This is a genomic window from Streptomyces sp. NPDC041968, assembly GCF_055589025.1.
The window spans coordinates 119542-140747 of sequence record NZ_JBVJCB010000010.1 but is presented as its reverse complement, the minus strand read 5'-3'; the positions used below and the strand labels follow the sequence as shown (position 1 = coordinate 140747).

Sequence of the window (21206 nt, the reverse complement as noted above, 5' to 3'; positions counted from 1 at the left end):
GAGAAGGCCGGCGCCCGGCGCCGGAGCTACGAGTTACGAGGTCCGCGGACGACTCCCTGGGCATGGAGGTACGCGAGGACGTAAGCGTCGAACTGCGCGGGCTGTTCCAGGTGCGCGAGGTACCCGGCCTCCTCCAGGACCGTCAACTCGGGCTCTTCCAGGCCCACATGCAGCGGGTCGGCCCATCGTGGTCCGTAGATGAAGTCGTGACGGCCCGCCAGGACCAGGGCCGGTGGGGTGAGGACGGGCAGTTCGTCCCGGACCTCGAAGGGGGATTCCTCCCCCAGGGAAGGGGCCGCGTACATGCGCAGCGTCCGGAGAGGTGAGGGCGGCGGCGTAACCCGCGACCTCCGGACCCTGCGGAACGGTGATCGCGTGCGTGCGGGAAATCCTCGGCCGATGCGTGTGCTTCACGTCGTCCCATGATCGTGATGGGCAGCGACATCACAAGGAAGAACACAACGAGTGATGACACTGCTATGTATCACGCATGGCCGAGTGGCGCCTCGCCTTATCTCTCTCGCGAGCGCGTCGTGGGCACGAGGCGGCACACCTATGGCTGGAGCACACCATGGATGCGAAGGACGAGGCCGAGCACGGCCTGACGGTCACACAGGACTCTCGCGCCATTGCCCATCACCTCACCGATCAGATCACGATGGTGGAAGCGCAGCACAACAGACGCTACCTCCGGCTGCGTCGGACGTCCCGTGTGGCGCTGGCCGTACTCGCGGCGACCGTGATGGTGCTGCTCGTCTCCCTCGTCCTGGTGGCGGCGGGCTGAGCGGCTAGGCCCCGCCGTACCCTCCGCTCACTCCGGCGCTTCGAGGAGGAGCAGCAGCTTGCGCAACGCGCCGCCGACGACGTCCCGCTCCCGCGCATCGAGTACGGACAGCGGCTCGCGCTCCACAGCCACGTGGACCTCCAGCCGGCGGTCGAACTCCTCCCGCCCCGGCACCGTCAGACTGACCAGCGAGCGCCGTCGATCGTCCGGTGACACAGTCCGGACGATCCAGCCGTCACGCTCCAGCCGGTTGAGGCGGCCGCTGAGACCGGCGGAGGAGACCACGAGGTGCCGCATCAGTTGCCCCGGTGTCAGGGCGTTCCCGGGAGCTGCCCGGCGCAGGGTCTGCAGCAGGTCGGAGTCCCCGACATTGGTGATGGTCCTGCCGGGCTGACGGCGCAGCCGCTCCTCGAACAGTTCCTCGGCCAGACGGGCCGCACGCAGCAGTCGCGCGAGCACCTCGCTGGAGGAGACGTCCACGCCCGGTCGGCGTTCCTCCCACTGACGCAGCATGGCATCCACACTGTCCCCACGATCCGGAGGCGGTTCGACCGCGGACCGCGGCGCGGGCTCCTCCGCTGAGGGGGAGGGGTTCGGAGACACGCACGGGTCGTTCACGACTACCAGTATGGAGCGCCGAAAGCGGCTTCTCGTCCAGCCGGTGAGTCACTCGCCCTCACACTGTCATGAGGGACGACGGAGAAGGGCACGACGTTGTCTTCAAAGCGTGTGGAAGTGCGGTAGACTCGTCACAGTGTTCGCGGCGTTGGGTTGGACAACCCACACACGGCGCCGGGAACGCTCCCCTGCCACTTGGAGCCTGGTGGGGCCACTCTCGTGGGCCGGAGGGGACTGCCCGGGATCATCCGGCGCGGTAGAGGCCCCGACCGCTGCGCCGGACACGCGAGGTGCCGACGAGACGGTCGAGCGTGCTGCGCACGGCGTTGATGCTGCCGCTGTCGGTGGCCCTGCCCAATGCCACCGCCACGTCCCGGGCGCGCACGTCGGCGTCGCCGACCTGCGCGAAGTACTCCATGATCTGTTCGGTCAGCCTGCCGTACGTGCGTTCCGTGCCGGCTCTCGGCCGGGTGGCGCCCTCGGAGGCCGTTGCCGCCGCGGAGGACGCCATCACGACCTCCAGAGCCCCCAGGGCCCGTTGAACGGTGTCGAGATGAGCGACGACGGCAGCCAGCTCCCTCTCCAGCGCCCGCCTCTGCAGCTCCAGACGGCTGAGATCGGCCTGGAGGTTCTCAGCCGTGACTTCGATGTCGCGTGTCGAGCGAGAGGCCGGAACCATGTTGTCCTTCAAGGAGTGCTGGAACGTCGTCGCCGGATGGACCCCATTGCCATCGTGATGAAGATGTGGTGGTGACTCGGTGGAACCCCATCTGACAATTGTTGCCACTGACACGTGGAAAGCGCAACGGGTGAGCGCACCCTGGGCACCGAGTCCCGGCCGGTGGCACCTTCCGGCAGCCTCCTCAGACGTGCCGGACCGCTCCGTGTCCGTCGGCGGGCGGGTGGAGGCGGTTCCACCCGCGCAGTTTGTCGGGGTTCAGGACGGCCCAGACGTGTGTGACGCGCTGGTCGGTGATGTCGAAGCTGATGACGGCGGCGACCTGGTCGTGGTGGCGCACGACGATCGCGGTGCGGCCGTTGGCCGCCTGGAGGTGGAGGACGGTGCGGGGGCGGGGGGCGAGGAGCGTGAGGAGGGCCCGGGCGACGTGCTGGTCGCCGTGCACCGGCCTGGTCAGAGCACGGATCTTGCCTCCGCCGTCGAAGAACGCGACGGCGTGCCGAGACAGCAGGGACACCAGATGCCTCGCGTCGTTGAGCACGCAGGCTTCCCGGACGGCGCGGACGATCCTGTCGTGCTGGTGCGACGAGGTGGGATGCGCGAGGTCGGCACGCAGGCTGCGGCGGGCGCTCTCGGCCAGCTCGGCGCACTCGTGCGGGGACCGCCCGACGATGTCGGCGACCGTCCGAGGGGGCATGGCGAAGACGTCGTTGAGCACGAAAGCCGCCCGTTCGGCCGGGGAGAGGGAGCCCAGGGCGCTGAGCAGGACGTCGCTGACCTCCTCCGACAGGTCCGGGTCGGGCTCGATGCCGGCGTCCACCTCGCCCGGGCCCGGGAGTTCGCGTCCGGGCGCGGACAGACGCGCCAGACAGATGGTGCCCGTGCTCTTGGTCAGCCAGACACGGGGATCGCTGATGCCCGCCCGCTCGTCGTCGGTCAGGCCGTACCACCGCCGGTAGGTCTCGGTGACGGCTTCTTCGGCCGTCGGCCCGGCGCCGAGCATCCAGCGAGCGACGTCGATCAGATGCTGCCGCTCGTCCAGCAGCTCCGCGAGCGGTGTCGTGTCACCGGTCCCACCCATGAGGTGTCCTTCCTCCACCGGCACCACATCGCCACCACCGCGGTCGGCTGGCCGTGCCTTGACAGTGCAGACCGCGCAAGCGCGGATCATGTGACAACAGGAGACTGCGACGGAGGCGGAGGGGCGACGGAGACGAAGGGGGAGTGCAACCGTGTGACACCATGAGGTGTCGCCGACCGCACGCGACCTCGTCCCCCCCGACGAAAGGGTCCACCATGCCCGCGATCCTGATCCACGGCGTTCCCGACACCCACCATGTGTGGGACGGTGTGCGCCGTCATCTGACCAGGTCCGACGTCGAAGCCTGGGATCTGCCCGGCTTCGGCGCCGAGCGCCCCGCCGGCTTCGGTTCCACCAAGGAGGAGTACGTGGACTGGCTCGTCCGGCGACTGGAGCGGGTCGGTGAGCCGGTGGACCTGGTCGGGCACGACTGGGGATGCATTCTCACCCTCCGCGTCGCCTCCCTGCGCCCCGACCTCGTCCGTACCTGGGCCGGAGGCAACGGGCCGGTTGACGCCGGGTACGTCTGGCATCCGCTGGCCAGGATCTGGCAGGACCGGGTCCAGGGCGACCGGTACATGGCCGAACTGCGTGCGGAGCCCTTCGCGGAGGAGGTGGCTGCCGGGTTCGACGTACCCCTCCACCTGGCCAGGGAGATGGCGAGCCGCGTGGACGAGCCGATGAAGGACGCGGTGCTCAGGCTGTACAGGTCGGCGCTCACCGTGGGAGCGGAGTGGCAGCCGGGGCTGTCCGCGGTGTCCGCGCCGTGCGTCGTCTTCTGGGGAGCGCGGGACCCCGCCTGCCAGATCGAGTTCGGGCGCAGGCTGGGTGACTCCCTGTACTCCAGTGAGGTGGTCGAGATGGACTGCAACCACTGGACGGTGCTCCAGCGCCCGGCGGAGGTCGCGGAGATCCTGGAGAAGCACTGGAGCGCGCACGCCGCCGCCTAGGGGCAGAAGGGGACGCCAGGGCCGGGCCCGGTGCTGTCACACGGGGCGGTGCCGACCGGTCTTGAAGGGTGAAACCAAGAGAAACAGAGGACACCGTGCGTGAGATCCTGATCGTGGGCGGCGGTTACGCGGGCTTCTACACCGCGTGGGGCCTGGAGAAGAAGCTGCGGCGGGACGAGGCACGGGTCACCGTCGTCGACCCGCGCCCCTACATGACGTACCAGCCGTTCCTGCCCGAGGTGGTCGCCGGGTCGGTGGAGGCCCGTCATGCCGCTGTCTCGCTCCGGCGGCACCTGCATCGCACCCGCCTGATCGCGGGTTCGGTCACCGAGATCCGCAACAGCGTGCACACGGTGACGGTCCGACCGCCGTCCGGGCCGGAGTTCGACCTCCACTACGACATCCTGGTGATGACCGCGGGAGCTGTTACCCGCACCTTCCCGATCCCGGGCCTGAGCGACCAGGCGTACGGGCTCAAGCACGTCGAGGAGGCCGTGGCGATCCGCGACCGGCTGCTCACCTCCTTCGACCGCGCGGCGACCCTGCCCCGCGGGCCCGAGCGCCGTCGGCTGCTCACCGCCACCGTCGTCGGTGGTGGCTTCTCCGGGGTCGAGGGTTTCGGTGAACTGCTGAGCCTGGCATCCGCGTTGCTCAAGCACTATCCCGAGATCGGGGCGGAGGAACTCGCCTTCCACCTGGTCGAGGCACGGGGGCGCATCCTGCCCGAGGTCACCGACCGGCCGGGGGAGTGGGTGGTGCGCTCGCTGGAGAAGCGGGGTGCGCGGGTGCATCTGAACACCCAGCTCGTCTCCGCGAAGGACGGCCGCGTGGTGCTGTCGGACGGATCGGAGTACGACTCGGAGCTGCTTGTGTGGACGGCGGGCAACGCCGCCAACCCGATCGTGCACAACCACACCGACCTCCCCGCCGACGCACGAGGTCTGCTGATGGTGCGCGCGGATCTCCGAGTCGGGACGGAGAGCGAGGTCGTGGCGGACGTATGGGCGGCCGGAGACGACGCCTCCGTGCCCGATCTCGCCGCCGGCCGGCCGGACGCCCGCACGGTGCCCAACGCCCAGCACGCCGTCCGTCAGGGCAAGCGGCTGGCGAAGAACATCCTGGCGTCACTGCGCGGCCGGCCCACCAAGGACTATGTGCACCACAGTCTCGGCGTGGTGGCCACCCTCGGGCTGGGCCGTGGCATCTTCCAGTACCGGCGGCTGGTGATCAAAGGATTCCCGGCCTGGCTGATGCACCGCGGCTACCGCGTACTGGCCGTACCGAGCTGGGAGCGCAAGGCGCGGGTGTTCGCCGTCTGGGTGACCGCGGCGTTCTTCGGCCGCGACGTCATCTCCCTCGCCTCGCTCCAGCACCCGAGGGAGGCCTTCGTCTCCAGCGGTGACCCATGGCGGAGCGAGAAGTCCGCCGACGCGGACGCCGTCGCCGGATGAGGTCCCGTAGACCCCGAGGACACGACAGGGCGGCTCAGTGCTTGGCCGCGCGGTACAGACCGCGGCCCACCCGGCGGACACGGGACTGGCCCACCAGACGGTCGAGCGTGCTCCGGACGGCGTTGATGCTGCCGCTGTCGGTGTCGCGGCCCAGAGCGGACGCCACATCCCTGGCACGGACGTCGGTGTTCCCGGCTTCCGCGAAGTAGGCCAGGATCTGTTCGGTCAGCTTGCCGTACGACTTCGAGCCGTCGGCGTCACCGGGGCCGGAGCCGTCGTCCGCACGCTCCCCGTCACCGGCACCGTCCTCCACCTCGTCCGCGGGCGGCACGGGTGCGGGAGCCGGCGTCGCCGGCACCTCCACGACCACGTCCGCCGGACGGGCCGCCGCGGACGAGGAAACGGACCCGGGCATGAGGGCTTGCAGGGCACCGAGGGCCCGCTGCACGGAGCCGTGGTGAGCGGTGACCGCGGCCAGTTCCCGCTCCAGTGCCTGCTTCTGGATCTCCAGCCGCGCCAGATCCTCCTGGAGGCCCTCGGCGGTGATCTCGATATTGCGAGCCTTGGGGGGCACGGAGACCATGCGTTCCTCTCGTTCTCACCCCTTGTTCCGGCGGGGCGCCTGATGCGGGCTCCGTCACTCGGCCCGGCACCCGGGGCAGGATACCCGCCTCGCCGGCAGACGGCCCACGTCGGGCGGCGAGCGCGGCGGGCCGGTGGCGCGTCGACCACGGCGTCCGTCGCGAGACGCCACCGGACCCGCTGGTCCGCTCCGTCAGGAGCGGCCCCGCTTCGAGCGGTCGAGCCCGGCGCCGCTCTCCTGTCCCTCGGGCGCCTCGCCGTCGGTGGGCCCGGTCACCGGGCGCTGCAGTCGCCGTAGGGTCTCGGAGACCGAGTCGATGCGTGCGTCCACCGAGTCGATCGCCTCTCGGAGCAGGCTCAACCGCCCTTCGAGCAGGGCGGCCTCCGCAGCCAGTGACGCGGTGGCGGCCGCGGGATCGGTCTGCCGGTCAGTGCTTCGGGACATCCCTCGTCCTTCCTCAGCTCGTGCCGCCGGCCCGTGAACCGTCGACATCGCATTGACCGGACAGTGACGAGCGCTGTGACAGTCCAGGGGCGAGGCCCGCGCGTTACTGCGGTGTGCAGCCGGGGTCAGGGGCGTCCTGGGAGAAGGGGGCGCCGTGCGGCAGGACGTAGAGGACCTCCAGGACAACGTCCGTCGTGCCCCGGTTCTCCCCGAGATGCACATGGTCCGCGCCCGACGGCTCCTTCAGGAAGCTGCCCTTCTTGTACACGCCGTCGGATGCACAGGTCGCGTCGAAGTGGCTCAACGTCCCCTGCTTGACGTAGGCGTACAGGGTGCCGTCGTGGTAGTGCCACCCCGTCGCCTGGCCGGAGGGGATGGTGATCTCACGAAGGACGTAGTCCTTGTCGCCGATGGTGTGCTGCGCCAGGATCCTGCCGCTGACACCGGGACCACCGGGTGTCGCCTGGGCGACCCCCGGGGCGGCCAGCGAGAGCCCTATGACGCAGGTTCCTGCGGCTGCGGCACGCAACATGTGGGACATGCTGATTCCTTCCGGAAAACGGGTATGCGAGAGGCCGCCACGGGTAGCAGCACCGCATGGACGGCCCGTCCGACACAACACGCTGTATTGCCTCGGATGCAACGTCAGACAGTGAGACCGCACAAAGGTGTGTTTTGTTGCGTGGGAAGGAGATTTCCCGCGCTCAGGGACGTGGATGCGACCGTCCAGGTGCCGCGGGTAACGTGGCGATGTTCGCGATGCGGAGACGCATGCAGGAGCACGAGTCGTCACAAGGACGGTCGTTCAGGAGGAGGAGACGGTATGGAGCCAGTGGTTGACACCATGCCGATCGGGGAGCTGCTCGACGAGCGGCGGCACCTGCTGGACGTCGCGCACCGGATGCTGGGCAGTGACATCGTCGCCGAGCACGTCACCGACGAGGCGTACCGGGAGTGGTACGCGCTCTCCGAGGACCAGCGGGACCGCATAGGCGCGCCGCGGGCCTGGCTGACCCGGACCGTGGGCAGCATCTCCCTGGCACGGCTGGCCCTGTCCGATCGCGACCGGGGCGCACCGGATCCCGCGGGCGTGGGCAGCCGTGGAGCGTCCGCCCCGGCTCTGGAGGACGATCTCGGCGCGTTGTGGGCCGGGGCGTTGGACGCGCTCACCCCCGCCGAGCGAGCGGCTGTCGTACTCGACGACGCTTTCGGCAGCGCGGCCGGGGACCCCGTGAGCACCGTGGGAACGGCAGGCCGGGACCGGCTGGGACCGGCGGACACCGAACTGTTGGACAGGGCCCAGCACAGCCTCCGGGCCAGGGCCGCACGCCCCACGCCACCGCGCGTCGAGGACGAACTGGTCGACGCCGTACGGCAGGCGTGCGCCGACGAGGACGCGGACCGCCTGGCCACCCTGCTGGACCCCGACGCCGTCGCGTACTACGACGGCGGAGGCAAGGTCCGCGCACTGACACGGCCCGTCGTCGGCGGCCCACGGGTGGCCCGCAGTCTCCTGACCCTGCTGGCCCGGCAACCGCGCACCACCCTGCACGCCCGTCCCGTCAACGGGCGCACGGGTCTCGTCGCGCGCTACGACGGCCAGGTCGCCGCCGTGGTCTGCCTCGACCTGGCCGGCTCACGCGTCGTACAGGTCTGGGTCGTCCTCAATCCCGACAAGTTGCGCTCCTGGAACCGCCCCCGCGCCTGACCTGCGCCGTTCCGCGCCTGACATACCGCGTCAGTGGCCCGCTCAGTGGCCCGCTCAGACGCAGAGGGCGGGCGCGGAGCGGTGACGGGTGCGGGAGTTCAGGAAAGCGGCGATCTTGGCCGGGTTGAAGACCCACATCACCTGGTGAACGCCACGGGACGTGGCCGCGACCGTCATGAAGGTGGCGGGCCGGCCGTCCCGGTGGATCAGGATGCCGCCGCGTCCGTTGGCCTCGACCGGTTCGGCCTCGACCGTGGGCCAGAACCGCGGGTGCGCGGTGGACAGGTTCGCCACGCGGGCACGGCCCAGGACGGGCACCCGCGCCGCTCCCCGGATTCCGTTGCCGTCGGACAGACTGACCGCGTTCGGGGTGAGCAGTGCCTCCAGGCCGGCGACGTCACCCTGCCGGGCGGCGGCGACGAACGTCTGGAGCAGCGTCCGGTGCTCGTCGGCCTCGACGCTGTCCCGATGCTCTTCGGTGAGGTGTTTGCGGGCCCGGCTCACGATCTTGCGGACGTTGACGGGGCTGAGAGCCAGGATGCGCGCGATGTCGGGGTAGGCGTAGTCGAAGGCCTCCCGCAGGACGTAGGCGGCGCGTTCGGTCGGGGAGAGCTTCTGCAGCACCAGGAGCAGGGCGAGTTCCAGTGCCTCCGCCCGCTCGGCACCGACCTCCGGGTCGTTGCTGGTGTCGACGGGCTCCGGCAGCCACGGACCGATGTAGGTCTCGCGGCGGACGCGGGCGGACTGGGCCACGTTGATGGCCAGCCGGGTGGTGGTGCTCGACAGGAACGCCACGGGGCTGATCACGAGGGTGCGGTCGGTCCGCTGCCAACGCAACCACACTTCCTGGACGACGTCCTCGGCCTCCGCCGCGCTGCCCAGCACGCGGTAGGCGATGCCGAAGAGGCGGGGCCGGAGTTCGACGAAGACGGAAACGGCCTCGCTCAGGTCGCCTTCCACGGGGCTCGCCTCTGGATGCATGATCCCGGTCTCCGTTTCTGTTGCCGGTGTGTGCGGAGGCGGTCGGGCGACTCTTCGTCATGACCGCCGGAGCGCCGGCCCGGCGTACTGGGGGATCGGCGGGGCGCGGTGCTCACCTTCGCCCCGAACGACCGGCGGTGCCGACGTTTCGTTACACCTTTGCGCGGGCTTTTTCCGCGGATCTCGCGGACCGGCGCACGGCCGTGCCCGGAGGCGGTCTCGCCGCGCGGACACGCGACACGGCGGGATGTCACATTCGCACCGACCGCCCGGTCTTCCAGTGAAAGCGACGCTGCGCAACCCGAATTATTCCCGCATTGCCTTCGTTCGACGAGTCACCCTCCCCGAACCGGTATCCGTTTCTCAGACAGGAGACAATTCATGGACTGGCGTGTAAGGGGCTTCTGCCTGACCGAGGACCCCGATCTCTTCTTCCCGATCGGCGGTCTCAACAGTGGGCCGGCGGCGATACAGACGGACGAGGCGAAGGCGGTCTGCCGCCATTGCCCCGTCACCCGGCAGTGTCTGGCGTGGGCCGTCGAGGTCGGGCCGGTCGAGGGGATCTGGGGAGGCACCACGGAAGGGGAGCGCCGTGCCCTGCGACGGCGTGCTGCGCGCGCGGTGGGTGCGGTGCGCGCGTCGCGCGCGACGGAGAGCGCCGCCTGAGCGGCCGGACGACGCGCGGGCGGCGGCCGGACACCGATGCGGGTGGGCGGGGATGGACCACAGCCGGGACCACCACCGCCCACCCGCATCGGTGTCCCGTCAGGCCGCGGCCTCCTGCTGTGTCCGTATGGCCGAGATGTCCAGGGTCAGCGTCACCTTGTCGCTGATGAGCACACCCCCCATGTCGAGCGGTGTGTTCCAGGCCAGCCCCCAGTCCGAACGCCGCAGCGTGGCAGAGCCCGCGAAGCCGACTCGGTGGTTGCCGAAGGCGTCGTCACCGGCCCCGCCGAAGACGACGTCGATGTCCAGGGGCAGTTCGATGTCCTTGATGCGCAGGCTCCCCGTGAGGCGGAACTCGTCGTCGCCGCGCGGGGTGATGCCGGTGGAGTGGAAGGTCATCAGGGGAAACGTCGCGGAGTCGAAGAAGTCGGGTCCCGCCAGGTGGGCGTCGCGGTCCGCCACGCCCGTGTCCATGCTGTCGGTCTGGACACTCACGTATGCCTTGGAACGGGACGGGTCCGAGCCGTCGAGTACGAGAAGGCCTTCGAAGCGGTCGAACCGGCCGCGCACATTGGTGATCATGGCGTGCCGGACGGAGAAGCCGATCGTGCTGTGGACCGGGTCGACGGTGTAGGCACCGGTAACGGCCGGGTGCGCGCCGAGGGTCGGGGAAGTGGCTTTGTCGCTTTGGATCAGCATGGGGTTGGCTTTCTGTGACGAGAGAGGCCTGCCGCGCCGCGGTGCGGACGACAGGCCCCTGTGGTGGGTGCGGGCCTCCTCACGGGACCCGCCACCCGACGGCTCAGCTCTGCTGCGCGAGCCAGTCGGCGAACCGGGTCTCGGCGATGTGCGCGTCGGGACCGGGGAGCAGCGTGGTCTCCTGCAGCTCCGCGCCGAAGTACGGGGCGTGCACGTCGGCCACGACCTGGCGCGGGTCCTTCTTGGCGGCCAGTCCCTTGCGGATCAGCACGTCGAGCTGGAACTCCTCGGGGCCGGCGACCTCGACCACCCCGCCCACGGGGGTGCCGACCGCGGTACGGCCGACGGCGGCGGCCACGTCGTCCGAGAAGATGGGCCGGATCTTGACCGGGGCCAGCCGGACGGTGTCGCCGTCGGTCGCCGCCTCGGCGATGCCCTTCATGAACTCGAAGAACTGCGTGGCGTGCACGATCGAGTACGGGATGCCCGAGTCCTTGATCAGACCCTCCTGCGCCTGCTTGGCGCGGAAGTAGCCGCTGTCCTGGAGCCGGTCCGTGCCGACCACGGAGAGCGCCACGTGGTGGGTCACACCGGCGTTCGCCTCCGCCTTGAGGAGGTTGGCGGTGGAGGTGCGGAAGAACTCCATGACGGCGTCGTCCTCGAAGGAGGGCGAGTTGGAGACGTCGATCACAACGGAGGCGCCGGTCAGGACCTCGGCCAGGCCCTCGCCCGTGAGCGTGTTGACCCCGGTGTTGGGAGCGGCCGGCACCGCCTCGTGACCGTGCTCGTTGAGCTTGGCGACCAGCTTGGAACCGATCAGTCCGGTACCGCCGATGACTACGACCTTCATGTGGAATTCCTTTCGTGATGTGTGTTGCCGCCTGCATCAGACAAGACCGAATGCTCACTCGTTCTGTGACAAGGCGAACGCCTTTTCGATGTTCTGGCTTTTCCGATGATCGGAAGACCGTTACTCGACGAGCTTTCCCTCGGTGGACACGTCCGCCATGGGAGAAGCGATCTCGTCCGGGACGTCGGGAATGTGCTCGTGGGCGATTCCGGTCGTCGGAGACCAGACCAGGGTCACGCGGAAGGCGGGGTCCATGTCGGGGAAGTCGCTGCGGTTGTGACAACCACGGGTCTCCCGGCGTTCCCGTGCCGCTTCGAGGGTGGCGCGGGCCTCAAGGGCGGCCGACTTGAGGTCGAAGGCGTGGGCGGCCAGGTCCTGGAAACCGGCGATGTCGGGATGGACGCCGACGTTCTGCATGCGCTTCTCGACGGCGTCCAGCTCCGCCAGGCCGGTGCGCAGACCCTGTTCGTCGGACGACACCGGCGTACTCCGTCATGGTGTTGCGGATCGCGCGCTCGAGCGCCCGGACGTTCTCGGGGCCGTCCGCGGCCAGCAACTCGTCGACCTCGGCGCGCGCCTCGGCCACGGCAGTCGCGGAACGGGGCTGCGCGGTGAGGGACTCCGAGTAGGCCGCCGCGGCCTGGCCGGTGATACGGCCGTAGACGAGGAGTTCGATCAGGCTGTTGCCGCCGAGGCGGTTGGCGCCGTGCAGACCGCTGGCGGCCCTGCCGCTGGCGTACAGACCGCGGACGTCGGTGCTGTGGTCCTCGGGACGGACCCAGACGCCGCCCATCGAGTAGTGGGCCGTCGGGGCCACCTCGATGGGTTCACGGGTGATGTCGAGCATCTGCAGGTCGAGGAGCGTCTGGTAGACCCGGGGCAGCCGGCTCATGATCGTCTGGCGGGGCAGGTGGGAGACGTCGAGCCAGACCCCGCCGTTCGCGGTGCCCCGGCCCCCCTTGATCTCGGTGTACGAGGCGAGGGCCACCCGGTCACGTGTGAACAGTTCCATGCGCTCGGGGTCGTAGCGGTTCATGTACCGCTCGCCGAGGGCGTTGCGCAGGATGCCGCCCTCACCGCGGGCGGCCTCGCCGACCAGGGTGCCCGAGGCGTTCTCCGGTTCGATGATGCCGGAGGGGTGGAGCTGCACCAGCTCGGGGTCGCGCAGGCGGGCCCCGGCCTCGACGGCCAGGCCGAAGGAGTCGCCGGTGTTCTCGTCCCGGCGCGACGAGGTGCGCCGCCAGATGCGTGTGTGCCCGCCGGCGGCGAGGATCACGGCGTCCGCGTGGATGAGATGGCGGGTGCCGTTGGGCAGGTCGAAGCCGTAGGCCCCGAAGACGGCACCGTCGTGGACCAGCAGACGCGTGATGTAGACGCTGTCGAGTACCGGTATGTCCAGCTGGACCGCGCGCCGGATGGGGGTGCCCTGGATCTCCAGGCCGGTGTAGTCGCCGGCGAAGGCGGTACGGCGGAACTTGTGGGCGCCGAAGAAGCGCTGCGAGATGCGGCCCTCCCCTTCGCGGGCGAAGGCCATGCCGTACCGCTCCAGGTCGTCGATGCCCAGCGCCGCGCCCCGGGTGACGATCTCCGCCGTACGGGGGTCGCCGAGGAGGTGGCTCTCCTTGAGGGTGTCCGCGGCGTGCTGCTGCCAGGAGTCCTCGGGGTCCATCGTGGCCTGGGCCGCGTTGATGCCGCCGGCGGCCAGGGACGTGTGAGTGTCCTCCTTGGGACGCTTGCCGACGGCGATGACGTCGACGCCGGGCTCGGCCAGCTCGATCGCCGCCCGCAGGCCGAAACCGCCGGTACCGATCACCAGCACCGTGGTGGAAAGACGTTGTTCGGTGAGAGGCACGCTTGCTCCCGTCGCTCTGGGCGGTCACTGACCAGGACCACGTCGGGCGGCGGTTTGTGACATCGGCAGCGCGTGCGTGTCACAACGTGCCGGGCTTCCCGGTCATCTGGACGAACCCGACGACCGTACGCAAAGGCGCCGGGGGATGTCCGACGGCCGAAGAGGAGAAGACGGATGACGTACGTCATCGCACAGCCCTGCGTCGACATCAAGGACCGGGCGTGTGTGACCGAATGCCCCGTGGACTGCATCTACGAGGGCGCGCGCACGCTCTACATCAACCCGGCGGAGTGCGTCGACTGCCATGCGTGCGAACCCGTCTGCCCCGTGGAGGCGATCTTCCACGAGGACGATCTGCCGCGGCACTGGTCGCACTACCTCGCCGTCAACGCGGAGTACTTCGACGAGGCGGCTTCCCCGGCGCGCGCACGGCGTGACGCGGTCGGCGATCACCCGGTGATCGAGGCACTGCCCTCGCAGAGCGGGCCGCACAAGAAGGAGATCTCCTTCTTCACCGTCCGCAAGGAGGAAGCGGCCGACGCGGATCTGTGGTTCCCCTCGTGACCGGCCGCCGCCACCGAGCGTGCTCGGTCAGGGGGCGAGTGTGATGGTGGTGGGCGTTCCTCCCCATGTCATGCGCGCGTAGGGACACAACGCGTCGGTCTTCCCGATCAGCTCGTCGGCCGTGGAGGGATCGACACCGGGCCACCGCACCACCAGATCGGCGCGCAGCAGATAGCCGCCGTCCTCCGGGTCCCGGCCGAAGGCGACGGTCGCCACGACGGAGATCGCGGCGGGGTCCAGCGCCTCCTGCCGAGCCAGCAGGCTGAGCGCGCCGTGGAAGCAGGCGGCGAAACCGGCCGCGAAGAGCTGTTCGGGGTTGGTCCCCCGGCCGTCGCCGCCCAGCTCGGCCGGCATCCGCAGGTCGAGGTCCAAGGCCCCGTCGGCCGAGCGTGCGTGGCCGGAGGCTCGCCCGTGCGAGGCCGCTCCACCGTGGACGGTCACCGTGGTGGTGTAGATGGGCGAGAACTCCTCCCCGTCGAAACCCCTCTCGGTCGACAGGGTGGGCAACTTGATCCGCTCGGTCACGGTAGGGCTCCGGTGTCGTCGTGGTACGCGGTCCCGGCAGGCGCCCGGGACTACGGGATGACCGACGAGCGACCGTTGTTGTGACGCGTGCCCCGTCGGAGGCCGAGACCTCCGACAGCAGGTCAGTCGCGCAGGGAGGCCACGTAGGGCGCCAGTTTGGCCGGGTTCATCACCCACATGAGCCGGTCGATGCCGTCCGCCGAGATGTCGGCGGTCAGCAGGGCGACGGCCTCCTCGCCGGAGAGGACCAGGACGGCCGGCCGCCCGTTCGCCTCGACCCACCGGATCTGCGACTGCGGCCAGAAGCGCGGAGCGAAGGCCACGAGGTAGTGCGAGACGTGGGGCAGCCCGACGACCGGGATCCTCGACGCGCCGCGGATCCCGTTGCCGTCCGTGTAGCTGACGACGTCGGCGGTGAGCACGTCCTCCAGGACCGACAGGTCACCCGTCCGCGCCGCGGAGAGGAAGACCTCCAGCAGCCGCCGATGGGCTGTCTTGGTAACGGCTTCCTTGCGTTCGGCGGCCAGGTGCTTGCGGCCGCGGCTCACCAGCTGGCGGGTATTGGCCTCGCTGGTCTCCAGGATCTCGGCGATCCGTCCGTAGGGGTAGTCGAACGCCTCCCGGAGCACGTAGGCGGTGCGCTCCACGGGGTTCAGCTTCTCGAGGAGCAGCAGGACCGCCATCTCCACGGCCTCGGCCCGTTCCGCGCCCAGGTGCGGATCCTGCGTGGTGTTGACGGGCTCGGGGAGCCACGGCCCGACGTAGGACTCCCGGCGCACCCGCGCTGACTGGGCCACGTTGATCGCGAGCCTCGTGGCGACCGTGGTCAGGAAGGCAGTCGGTTCGTGCACCTTCGAACGGTCGGTGCTCTGCCACCGCAGCCAGGTCTCCTGCACGATGTCCTCGGCCTCCGCCGCACTGCCCAGGACCCGGTACGCGATACCGAAGAGCTGCGGGCGCGCCGAGAGGAAGTCCTTCGTCGCCTGGTCAAGGGTGCCGGGTGGGGCGCCAGCGTGCATGGAACATCCCTTCTGACCTCGTGCACCCCATGCTACAAGCGGGCACGGACGGGCGCGTCGACGGAGGGGCGCACGCATGCGCACGGATCCCACGAGTGGCACACCGTGGCAACGGGTCACCATCGGGCGCGCACCGTCGTCGGCAGATCCTTGTGTCCGGCCGCCCCGCCCGGCCCCGCGGCCGTGCCCTGTCACGGATCGATCGCGCACCCGGTCAGGACAGCGAACCGCACCAGGGACCAGAAGGGGCACACCGTGTCGGACAGGACGCCGGCTCTCGACGCCGTGCACGGCATGCTGACGCTGTTGTTCGCCGTAGTGGCCCTGCACGTGCTGTGGCACGGTGTCCGGTCGGCGGGTGCGGGCCGCCGTGACCGCGTGGACCTCGTCCTGCACTGCGCCATGGCGGCGGCCATGGCGGCGATGCCCTGGAGTTACGGCCCGCCCCTGTCCGGCCGGGCCGCGACGGTGTTCTTCACCGCCGCCGCGCTGTGGTTCGTGTTGACCGCCCATACGGCGGCGGTGTTTGCCGGCCGGCTGACGCCCGCCGTCGGCATGGCGGCGATGGCCTGGATGTCGCGGACCCCGCCCGGCGCCGCCGCCTCCGAAACGGTGGCCGCCGCGGGCGTCCCGGCCGTGCACCACACCGCTGCCCATGGCCATGCCGCGGGCGCCTCGACGACGGCGACCCTGGTCACCGTCGTACTGACGGTCTCTCTCCTCGGTTGCGCCCTGCGGTCGTTGACGCGCCCCATGCCCGCGCTGCGGACCGCCACTGACCCCGCGCACCGCGCCGCCGCGGCGGACCCGTACGGGTACGTGCGCGACGGCGCGATGTCGCTGGGGACGGCCGTGACGCTGCTGCTCCACTGACCGTGGTCACCCGACGCCGAACCCGAGCCCGACCACGGCCTTGCCGCGCATCAGGAAGTCCGACAGATAGCCGTCGTGGGGCACTCCCGGAGCCATCCAGTACGTCGGATGGTCACCGGCGTACACGTTGGCGATGGAGGGTTCCGCCACCAGCGCGTCGAGCAGTGCGCGATCGCGGGAGAGGACCGAGAGCACGAGTGTCCCGCGCAGCGGGGCGATGCCGTCCGAGCGGCTCCAGGGCGCCACCCACACACAGGGGAAGGGGAGTTCGGTCCCCACCTGCGGGGCACCGGCGTCGGCGACCTGATGGACGGCCGGCCGCAGGACGGCACTTCCGTCCCCGAGATCGTCGACGACGCCGTCACCGCCGAGCCAGGCGCGGGTCCCCGCCGCCACTGACCTCAGGTAGGAGTCGAGGGCCAGGGCCCGGTCCAGCGGGCACACCGGGAGAACCGCCCGGGTGTCCTGCGGCGGCAGACCGGGCAGGTGGGACAGGCGCGCCGCGAGGGCCTCGGCGAGCGGTGCCGGGTCGCCCTCGACGAGGACGGCGGTGGCATTGACGCAGGCGGTGCCGGCCTCGTCGGCCACGGAGGCGACGATCGTGTCCAGGTGCTCCCGCCAGTCCGTGTCCGCCGTGACGAGGATCTTCGTCCGGCCGGGCCCCTGGGGCAGCACGCGGGCGTCGTGGGCGTAGCGGGCGACGACCTCGTCACCGCCGTACACCACCGCACGGTCGGCGCCGCGGATCAGCGTCTGCGCGGTCCGGTGGTCCGTGGGCAGCAGCGCCAGCCGGTCCTGGCCGACGCCCGCCCGGTGCAGCGCGCCGACCAGGCGGTGCGGGGTGAACGGCTCGCGCCGCGACGGCCGTACGGCCACGCGGTAGCCGAGGGCCAGCGCCTCCAGCCACAGCCGGTGGACCCCCGGATGATTGCCGGAGGCGTTGACGGCGAACACCTCGCCCCGGCGGGCCCACACGGCGTGCCCGGCCCCGAGGGAGGGGTCCAGGCGCTCCCGGACCGTTCCGCGCGGCCTGCCCTGCTCGGCGGAGGCACGGGCGCGGCCGACGAACCTCGCCGTGCCGCGTGTCGCGTCGCGCACCACGGTCAGCGGGGTACCGGAGGTCCGGCTGACCAGGTACTCGTACTCGCGCACGCCCAGCCCGCCGACGGTGCCGGTGGCGAACTCCTCGGCGGCCGCCGCCAGCAGCGTGCCCAGGTCGGCCACCGGGACCGGCCCGGCCTTGCGCAGCGCGGCCAGCGCCCGGTCGACGTACACCGGCGGCACCAGGCTCAGCCGCGCCACCTCGGCACCGGAGACGTCCGTCACGGTCTCCGGCACACGGGTCCGGTAGGGGCCGCGGGGTCCCAGGGCGTCCAGGTGCACCGGCTCGGCGACATCGGCGGGGGCCATCAGTACACGCCCTCGATCACGGTCTCGCCCCGCACCGTGGGCACCGGCGCCACGTCCGCCACGGCGTCGCCCGCGTGACCGCCCGTGGGCCGGACGCGCACGGCCGTGTCGCGCTCGGCGTTGTGGGGGATGAGCATCGACTTGCTGACGTGGCTGACGATCACCTGGCCGCGCTCGCCGAACCCGACGCGTTCCCCGGTGGCGGGGTCGACGACCGACAGGAACACGTACGGCGACACCGGGTCGAAGACGCAGGGCTGCGAGGCGTCGAGACCGGCGCGTTCGAGAAGCGCGGTGAGCATCATGGTGTTGCCGTACATGCCGATCAGCGGCACGTCGGGGAATACCTCCGTGGCCAGCAGGTGACGGGTGTCGGGGTCCATGTGGGTGCCGCCCCAGACGATCGCCCGGACCGAACCGTTGATCCGTTCCAGGAGGTCGTCCTCGCGGGCGAAGCGCTCCAGCAGGGGCGTGGTGGCGGCCAGGACACCGATGTCCTGGGTCAGCAGGATCCGCCGGCACTGTTCGACGAGGTGGTCGGTGTAGGACTCGACCTCGTCGGCGCGGCCCGTGGCGATCAGCTTCCGCACCCACCGGGGGTCCATGTCGATGCTCAGTCCCGGGCCGCCGAGCGAGGCCGCCGCCCGTTGCAGCACGTCCCCCACCAGATGCGGACCGGTCGGGGCCACGGTCAGCCACTGGGCACCGACGGGCAGGCCGTGCTCCCGCAGACGCCCGTCGACCTGTGCGGTGCTGTGCCGCATCCAGTCGTCGAGCTGGACGACCCGCTTGGGCGCCCCGGTCGTCCCGCCGCTGTCGAAGACGTTGAGCAGCCGGGCGTCGCCGCCGTAACCCCGGGGAATCAGGTCCGCCACCGGGACCTGGCGCAGTTCGTCGCTCAGGTCGGGGAAGAGCACCAGGTCGTCCACGCCCCTGACGTCCCGCCGCGGATCGAAGGCGAGCCGTTCGGCCCGGTCCAGCCAGTAGCGGGAGCCGGTCTCCGGGTCGAAGTGCCAGCGCACGGCGGCGCGCACGAACTCGTCCGGATCCACGCCGTCGGACGGTCCGGCGTCCAGGACGGCGGGGGAGTCGTACTTCATGAGGGGTCCTTCCTCGACACGGGCACCGGCCCGTGCGGATGGCGGGAGTCGCGACGGCGGCGAGAGGCGTAGGGGCCCACGGCCGCCCGGTCATCGGCTGAACAGTTCGAAGGCGACGGCGGGAGTGCCGGCGAACCGTGCCCGGTGGACGCCGGTGCTCTCGCCCAGGAAGCGGCGCGCGTATGTCTCGGGGGCCTCCTCGGTCAGGGCTTCGAGGTAGGTCCGGTGCCGCAGCAGGAACTGGACGCCCTGTTCGAAGCCCGGCTCGGCGGACACGGCGTGGGACGGCGTCGGTGAGTTGGCGACGGCCACCCAGCGGACACCGTTCCAGGGCGGCAGTCCCCGTTCGGCCAGTTCCGGGAAGATCCAGCGGTTGCCCGCGTCCGCCGCCGCGTCCAGCACCGCGCGCCCCACCGCCACGTGGTCCGGGGTGTTCCAGGCCCCGGCGGCCAAGGTGTCCCGGTGGTTCAGTGTGATCACCAGCTCGGGCCGGTGACGCCGTACGGCGGCGGCGATGTCACGGCGCAGCGGGACGCCGTACTCGATCACACCGTCCCGGTGGTCGAGGAACTCCACCGCGCGGACACCGACCGCCGCGGCGGCGGCCCGCTGTTCCGCCTCACGCAGGGGGCCGGCCCGTCCGGGAGCCAGGGTGTCGATGCCGGCCTCACCGCGGGTGGCGAGCAGGTACGTGACTTCCCGGCCGTCGGCCACCCAGGAGGCCACGGCCGCCGAGCACCCGTACTCAAGGTCGTCGGGGTGGGACACCACGGCCAGGGCCCGCCGCCAGTCGTCGGGCATCGGGCGCAGCGGTGCGGGAGCGCTGGCGGTCACGCCTGGTCTCCCGTCGGCTGCGCGTGCGGGGGAAGCAGGCTCTCCAGCGGGACCGAGGGATCGGCGAGGGCGGCATCGTCCGTCTTCGCGCCCGACTCGATCAGGGCGCGGATCGTCCCGATGACGTCCCACAGGTTGACGCTCATGCCCGCCAGCACCCGGTCGCCGGACATCCAGAACGCCAGGAACCGCCGCTCCTCGCGCGACCCGCGGAAGACGACGCGGTCGTAACCACCCGGTCCGGTGTACCCCGTGTACTCCATGCCGAGGTCGTACTGGTCGGTGTAGAAGTACGGCAGCCGGTCGTACACCGCGTCCTGACCGAGCATGCTCAGCGCGGCGGTACGGGGCTGGTGCAGCGCGTTGGCCCAGTGCTCCACGCGCAGGTGCCGGCCGAGCCGGGGGTGGTAGGCGCTCGCGACGTCACCGGCGGCGTGGACACCGGCGGCGGAGGTCCGCAGGTGGGCGTCCGTCACGATGCCGTCGCGCACGTCGAGGCCCGCCTCCTCGGCCAGGCGGACGTTGGGCGTGATGCCCACACCCACGACCACGGCGTCCGCGGGCAGGTGCGTTCCGTCGGCGAGCCGGACCCCGTCGACGCGACCCCCGGTTCCGGTGACGGCCTCGATCCGGGCATGGGGACGCAGGTCCACACCGTGATCCCGGTGCAGATCTGCGAAGACCTCGGCCGCCTCCCGGCCCAGGACCTTCAGCAGGGGCAGCTCACCGCGCTCCAGCACGGTCACCTCCGCGCCGGCCGCCCGGGCCGCCGCCGCCGTCTCCAGCCCGATCCAGCCACCGCCGACCACCACGATCCGGGCGCCTTCGGTGAACGCCTCCTTCAGGCGCTCGCTGTCGCCCACGCGCCGCAGGTACAGCACGCCCTGCAGGTCCGCGCCCGGCACCGACAGACGGCGCGGCGAGGAACCGGTGGCCAGCAGCAGACCGGCGTAGGGCACGCGACGGCCGTCGTCCAGCGTCACCGCCCGGCCATGCGCGTCGACGGACGTCACACTCGTGCCCAGGAGCAGATCGACGTCGTGCTCCCGGTACCAGCTCTCGGGGTGCACGTGGATGGACTCGCGGTCCTCCTGGCCCAACAGGTAACCCTTGGACAGCGGCGGCCGGATGTACGGCCGTTCCCGCTCGTCCCCGATCACGAGAAGCGGCCCGTCGTGGCCGTGCTCGCGCAGTTCCTCCGCGGCCTTGCCGGCGGCCAGGCCGCCCCCGACGATCACGAACGTCTTCGCACGCGGCATGAGATCCCTGTCCCAGTCTGTGAGGCGCACACGGACCGAGTGGTCCGGTCACCCTTCAGACCGGGCGACTACACGCGTTGTGACACCGTGGCACGGGCCCACCCGGCCCCGTACTCCGGTTCACCGGTGGGCCGGCCGCGTCACGGCCAGAACACGCGGATCGTCGTGCCCCGGCAGCGGGACGAAGCCGTGTCGTGCCAGGTCGTCAATGATCCGCGCACGCGAGGCGGGCCACATCCAGAACGACTCCGTGTGCTCCCGCAGCACACACCGTCC

The 21206-nt window shown here is 71.0% G+C and carries 22 protein-coding genes and 2 pseudogenes; 7 read left to right on the top strand and 17 right to left on the bottom strand.

Going from position 1 to position 21206, the window contains the following annotated elements:
• Window positions 1-26: 26 nt before the first annotated feature.
• A complete protein-coding gene (locus ACZ6EG_RS24420; protein WP_469607551.1) occupies window positions 27-305 on the bottom strand; it encodes an alpha/beta fold hydrolase in 279 nt (92 codons plus the stop codon).
• A gap of 266 nt (window positions 306-571) precedes the next feature.
• On the opposite strand from ACZ6EG_RS24420, the gene ACZ6EG_RS24415 reads away from it, so the two are divergent.
• Window positions 572-784, top strand: coding sequence for a hypothetical protein (locus ACZ6EG_RS24415; protein WP_469607548.1), 213 nt, complete (start codon window positions 572-574; stop codon window positions 782-784).
• A gap of 27 nt (window positions 785-811) precedes the next feature.
• Here ACZ6EG_RS24415 and ACZ6EG_RS24410 read toward each other — a convergent pair whose 3' ends face one another.
• The 3 genes from ACZ6EG_RS24410 to ACZ6EG_RS24400 form a co-directional block, all read right to left on the bottom strand.
• Window positions 812-1297 (bottom strand): MarR family winged helix-turn-helix transcriptional regulator, encoded by a 486-nt coding sequence (locus ACZ6EG_RS24410; RefSeq protein WP_469607545.1) that lies wholly within the window; start codon window positions 1295-1297, stop codon window positions 812-814.
• A 349-nt stretch (window positions 1298-1646) separates the two neighbouring features.
• Entirely contained in the window at window positions 1647-2081 is a 435-nt protein-coding gene (locus tag ACZ6EG_RS24405; RefSeq protein WP_391969230.1) for a hypothetical protein, read from the bottom strand.
• A gap of 184 nt (window positions 2082-2265) precedes the next feature.
• On the bottom strand, window positions 2266-3162 hold the full coding sequence (locus tag ACZ6EG_RS24400; RefSeq protein WP_469607542.1) for a sigma-70 family RNA polymerase sigma factor family protein: 897 nt from the start codon (window positions 3160-3162) through the stop codon (window positions 2266-2268).
• Between the two features lie 215 nt (window positions 3163-3377).
• Here ACZ6EG_RS24400 and ACZ6EG_RS24395 point away from each other — a divergent pair, with 215 nt between their 5' ends.
• Complete coding sequence (locus tag ACZ6EG_RS24395; protein ID WP_391969228.1) at window positions 3378-4112, top strand: alpha/beta fold hydrolase; 735 nt, start codon at window positions 3378-3380, stop codon at window positions 4110-4112.
• Window positions 4113-4207: 95 nt separating this feature from the next.
• The gene (locus ACZ6EG_RS24390) at window positions 4208-5563 is read left to right on the top strand and encodes an NAD(P)/FAD-dependent oxidoreductase (RefSeq protein WP_469607539.1); all 1356 of its coding nucleotides are present in this window, start codon (window positions 4208-4210) and stop codon (window positions 5561-5563) included.
• Window positions 5564-5597: 34 nt separating this feature from the next.
• Here the strand turns inward: ACZ6EG_RS24390 and ACZ6EG_RS24385 are convergent, their stop codons facing one another.
• From ACZ6EG_RS24385 to ACZ6EG_RS24375, 3 genes are all read right to left on the bottom strand, one after another.
• Window positions 5598-6146, bottom strand: a complete 549-nt coding sequence (locus tag ACZ6EG_RS24385; protein WP_469607536.1) for a hypothetical protein — start codon at window positions 6144-6146, stop codon at window positions 5598-5600.
• Between the two features lie 192 nt (window positions 6147-6338).
• The gene (locus tag ACZ6EG_RS24380) at window positions 6339-6590 is read right to left on the bottom strand and encodes a hypothetical protein (RefSeq protein WP_469607533.1); all 252 of its coding nucleotides are present in this window, start codon (window positions 6588-6590) and stop codon (window positions 6339-6341) included.
• 103 nt (window positions 6591-6693) lie between these two features.
• The gene (locus ACZ6EG_RS24375) at window positions 6694-7131 is read right to left on the bottom strand and encodes a cupin domain-containing protein (protein WP_356822920.1); all 438 of its coding nucleotides are present in this window, start codon (window positions 7129-7131) and stop codon (window positions 6694-6696) included.
• 282 nt (window positions 7132-7413) lie between these two features.
• Here ACZ6EG_RS24375 and ACZ6EG_RS24370 point away from each other — a divergent pair, with 282 nt between their 5' ends.
• Window positions 7414-8298, top strand: a complete 885-nt coding sequence (locus tag ACZ6EG_RS24370) for a sigma-70 family RNA polymerase sigma factor family protein (protein WP_391969224.1) — start codon at window positions 7414-7416, stop codon at window positions 8296-8298.
• 54 nt (window positions 8299-8352) lie between these two features.
• On the opposite strand, the gene ACZ6EG_RS24365 is transcribed toward ACZ6EG_RS24370, so the two are convergent.
• A complete protein-coding gene (locus ACZ6EG_RS24365; RefSeq protein WP_391969223.1) occupies window positions 8353-9279 on the bottom strand; it encodes a sigma-70 family RNA polymerase sigma factor in 927 nt (308 codons plus the stop codon).
• A 381-nt stretch (window positions 9280-9660) separates the two neighbouring features.
• Between ACZ6EG_RS24365 and ACZ6EG_RS24360 the strand changes: the two genes are divergently transcribed.
• Entirely contained in the window at window positions 9661-9945 is a 285-nt protein-coding gene (locus ACZ6EG_RS24360) for a WhiB family transcriptional regulator (protein WP_391969222.1), read from the top strand.
• 99 nt (window positions 9946-10044) lie between these two features.
• Here ACZ6EG_RS24360 and ACZ6EG_RS24355 read toward each other — a convergent pair whose 3' ends face one another.
• The 3 genes and pseudogenes from ACZ6EG_RS24355 to ACZ6EG_RS24345 all read right to left on the bottom strand — a co-directional run bounded on the left by ACZ6EG_RS24355 (window position 10045) and on the right by ACZ6EG_RS24345 (window position 13346).
• A complete protein-coding gene (locus ACZ6EG_RS24355) occupies window positions 10045-10641 on the bottom strand; it encodes a YceI family protein (RefSeq protein ID WP_391969483.1) in 597 nt (198 codons plus the stop codon).
• 106 nt (window positions 10642-10747) lie between these two features.
• Entirely contained in the window at window positions 10748-11494 is a 747-nt protein-coding gene (locus tag ACZ6EG_RS24350) for an SDR family oxidoreductase (protein WP_391969221.1), read from the bottom strand.
• Window positions 11495-11614: 120 nt separating this feature from the next.
• Window positions 11615-13346: pseudogene (locus ACZ6EG_RS24345) on the bottom strand (FAD-binding protein).
• A 174-nt stretch (window positions 13347-13520) separates the two neighbouring features.
• On the opposite strand from ACZ6EG_RS24345, the pseudogene fdxA reads away from it, so the two are divergent.
• Window positions 13521-13832, top strand: a pseudogene (fdxA, locus tag ACZ6EG_RS24340) (ferredoxin); the annotation flags it as partial.
• A gap of 105 nt (window positions 13833-13937) precedes the next feature.
• On the opposite strand, the gene ACZ6EG_RS24335 reads toward fdxA, so the two are convergent.
• Together ACZ6EG_RS24335 and ACZ6EG_RS24330 are read right to left on the bottom strand one after the other, a co-directional pair.
• Complete coding sequence (locus ACZ6EG_RS24335) at window positions 13938-14435, bottom strand: Ohr family peroxiredoxin (protein ID WP_391969219.1); 498 nt, start codon at window positions 14433-14435, stop codon at window positions 13938-13940.
• Window positions 14436-14557: 122 nt separating this feature from the next.
• On the bottom strand, window positions 14558-15454 hold the full coding sequence (locus tag ACZ6EG_RS24330) for an RNA polymerase sigma-70 factor (RefSeq protein WP_469607525.1): 897 nt from the start codon (window positions 15452-15454) through the stop codon (window positions 14558-14560).
• A gap of 255 nt (window positions 15455-15709) precedes the next feature.
• On the opposite strand from ACZ6EG_RS24330, the gene ACZ6EG_RS24325 reads away from it, so the two are divergent.
• On the top strand, window positions 15710-16327 hold the full coding sequence (locus ACZ6EG_RS24325) for a DUF5134 domain-containing protein (protein WP_469607522.1): 618 nt from the start codon (window positions 15710-15712) through the stop codon (window positions 16325-16327).
• Window positions 16328-16333: 6 nt separating this feature from the next.
• On the opposite strand, the gene ACZ6EG_RS24320 is transcribed toward ACZ6EG_RS24325, so the two are convergent.
• The 4 genes from ACZ6EG_RS24320 to ACZ6EG_RS24305 all read right to left on the bottom strand — a co-directional run bounded on the left by ACZ6EG_RS24320 (window position 16334) and on the right by ACZ6EG_RS24305 (window position 20930).
• A complete protein-coding gene (locus ACZ6EG_RS24320) occupies window positions 16334-17737 on the bottom strand; it encodes an aldehyde dehydrogenase family protein (RefSeq protein WP_469607519.1) in 1404 nt (467 codons plus the stop codon).
• Window positions 17737-18837, bottom strand: a complete 1101-nt coding sequence (locus tag ACZ6EG_RS24315) for a phenazine antibiotic biosynthesis protein (protein WP_469607517.1) — start codon at window positions 18835-18837, stop codon at window positions 17737-17739. The genes ACZ6EG_RS24320 and ACZ6EG_RS24315 overlap by 1 nt, the downstream gene beginning before the upstream one ends.
• A 90-nt stretch (window positions 18838-18927) precedes the next feature.
• A complete protein-coding gene (locus ACZ6EG_RS24310) occupies window positions 18928-19671 on the bottom strand; it encodes a PIG-L deacetylase family protein (protein WP_469607515.1) in 744 nt (247 codons plus the stop codon).
• Window positions 19668-20930: an NAD(P)/FAD-dependent oxidoreductase gene (locus ACZ6EG_RS24305; protein ID WP_469607512.1), complete on the bottom strand. Its 1263-nt coding sequence runs from the start codon at window positions 20928-20930 to the stop codon at window positions 19668-19670. Before ACZ6EG_RS24305 ends, ACZ6EG_RS24310 begins: the two co-directional genes overlap by 4 nt.
• Window positions 20931-21206 lie beyond the last annotated feature (276 nt).

Coding starts and splice junctions, on each gene's coding strand:
- ACZ6EG_RS24420 (WP_469607551.1), bottom strand. CDS start 305: ATGTACGCGGCCCCTTCCCTGGGGGAGGAATCCCCCTTCGAGGTCCGG.
- ACZ6EG_RS24415 (WP_469607548.1), top strand. CDS start 572: ATGGATGCGAAGGACGAGGCCGAGCACGGCCTGACGGTCACACAGGAC.
- ACZ6EG_RS24410 (WP_469607545.1), bottom strand. CDS start 1,297: ATGCTGCGTCAGTGGGAGGAACGCCGACCGGGCGTGGACGTCTCCTCC.
- ACZ6EG_RS24405 (WP_391969230.1), bottom strand. CDS start 2,081: ATGGTTCCGGCCTCTCGCTCGACACGCGACATCGAAGTCACGGCTGAG.
- ACZ6EG_RS24400 (WP_469607542.1), bottom strand. CDS start 3,162: ATGGGTGGGACCGGTGACACGACACCGCTCGCGGAGCTGCTGGACGAG.
- ACZ6EG_RS24395 (WP_391969228.1), top strand. CDS start 3,378: ATGCCCGCGATCCTGATCCACGGCGTTCCCGACACCCACCATGTGTGG.
- ACZ6EG_RS24385 (WP_469607536.1), bottom strand. CDS start 6,146: ATGGTCTCCGTGCCCCCCAAGGCTCGCAATATCGAGATCACCGCCGAG.
- ACZ6EG_RS24380 (WP_469607533.1), bottom strand. CDS start 6,590: ATGTCCCGAAGCACTGACCGGCAGACCGATCCCGCGGCCGCCACCGCG.
- ACZ6EG_RS24375 (WP_356822920.1), bottom strand. CDS start 7,131: ATGTCCCACATGTTGCGTGCCGCAGCCGCAGGAACCTGCGTCATAGGG.
- ACZ6EG_RS24370 (WP_391969224.1), top strand. CDS start 7,414: ATGGAGCCAGTGGTTGACACCATGCCGATCGGGGAGCTGCTCGACGAG.
- ACZ6EG_RS24365 (WP_391969223.1), bottom strand. CDS start 9,279: ATGCATCCAGAGGCGAGCCCCGTGGAAGGCGACCTGAGCGAGGCCGTT.
- ACZ6EG_RS24360 (WP_391969222.1), top strand. CDS start 9,661: ATGGACTGGCGTGTAAGGGGCTTCTGCCTGACCGAGGACCCCGATCTC.
- ACZ6EG_RS24350 (WP_391969221.1), bottom strand. CDS start 11,494: ATGAAGGTCGTAGTCATCGGCGGTACCGGACTGATCGGTTCCAAGCTG.
- ACZ6EG_RS24330 (WP_469607525.1), bottom strand. CDS start 15,454: ATGCACGCTGGCGCCCCACCCGGCACCCTTGACCAGGCGACGAAGGAC.
- ACZ6EG_RS24320 (WP_469607519.1), bottom strand. CDS start 17,737: ATGGCCCCCGCCGATGTCGCCGAGCCGGTGCACCTGGACGCCCTGGGA.
- ACZ6EG_RS24315 (WP_469607517.1), bottom strand. CDS start 18,837: ATGAAGTACGACTCCCCCGCCGTCCTGGACGCCGGACCGTCCGACGGC.
- ACZ6EG_RS24305 (WP_469607512.1), bottom strand. CDS start 20,930: ATGCCGCGTGCGAAGACGTTCGTGATCGTCGGGGGCGGCCTGGCCGCC.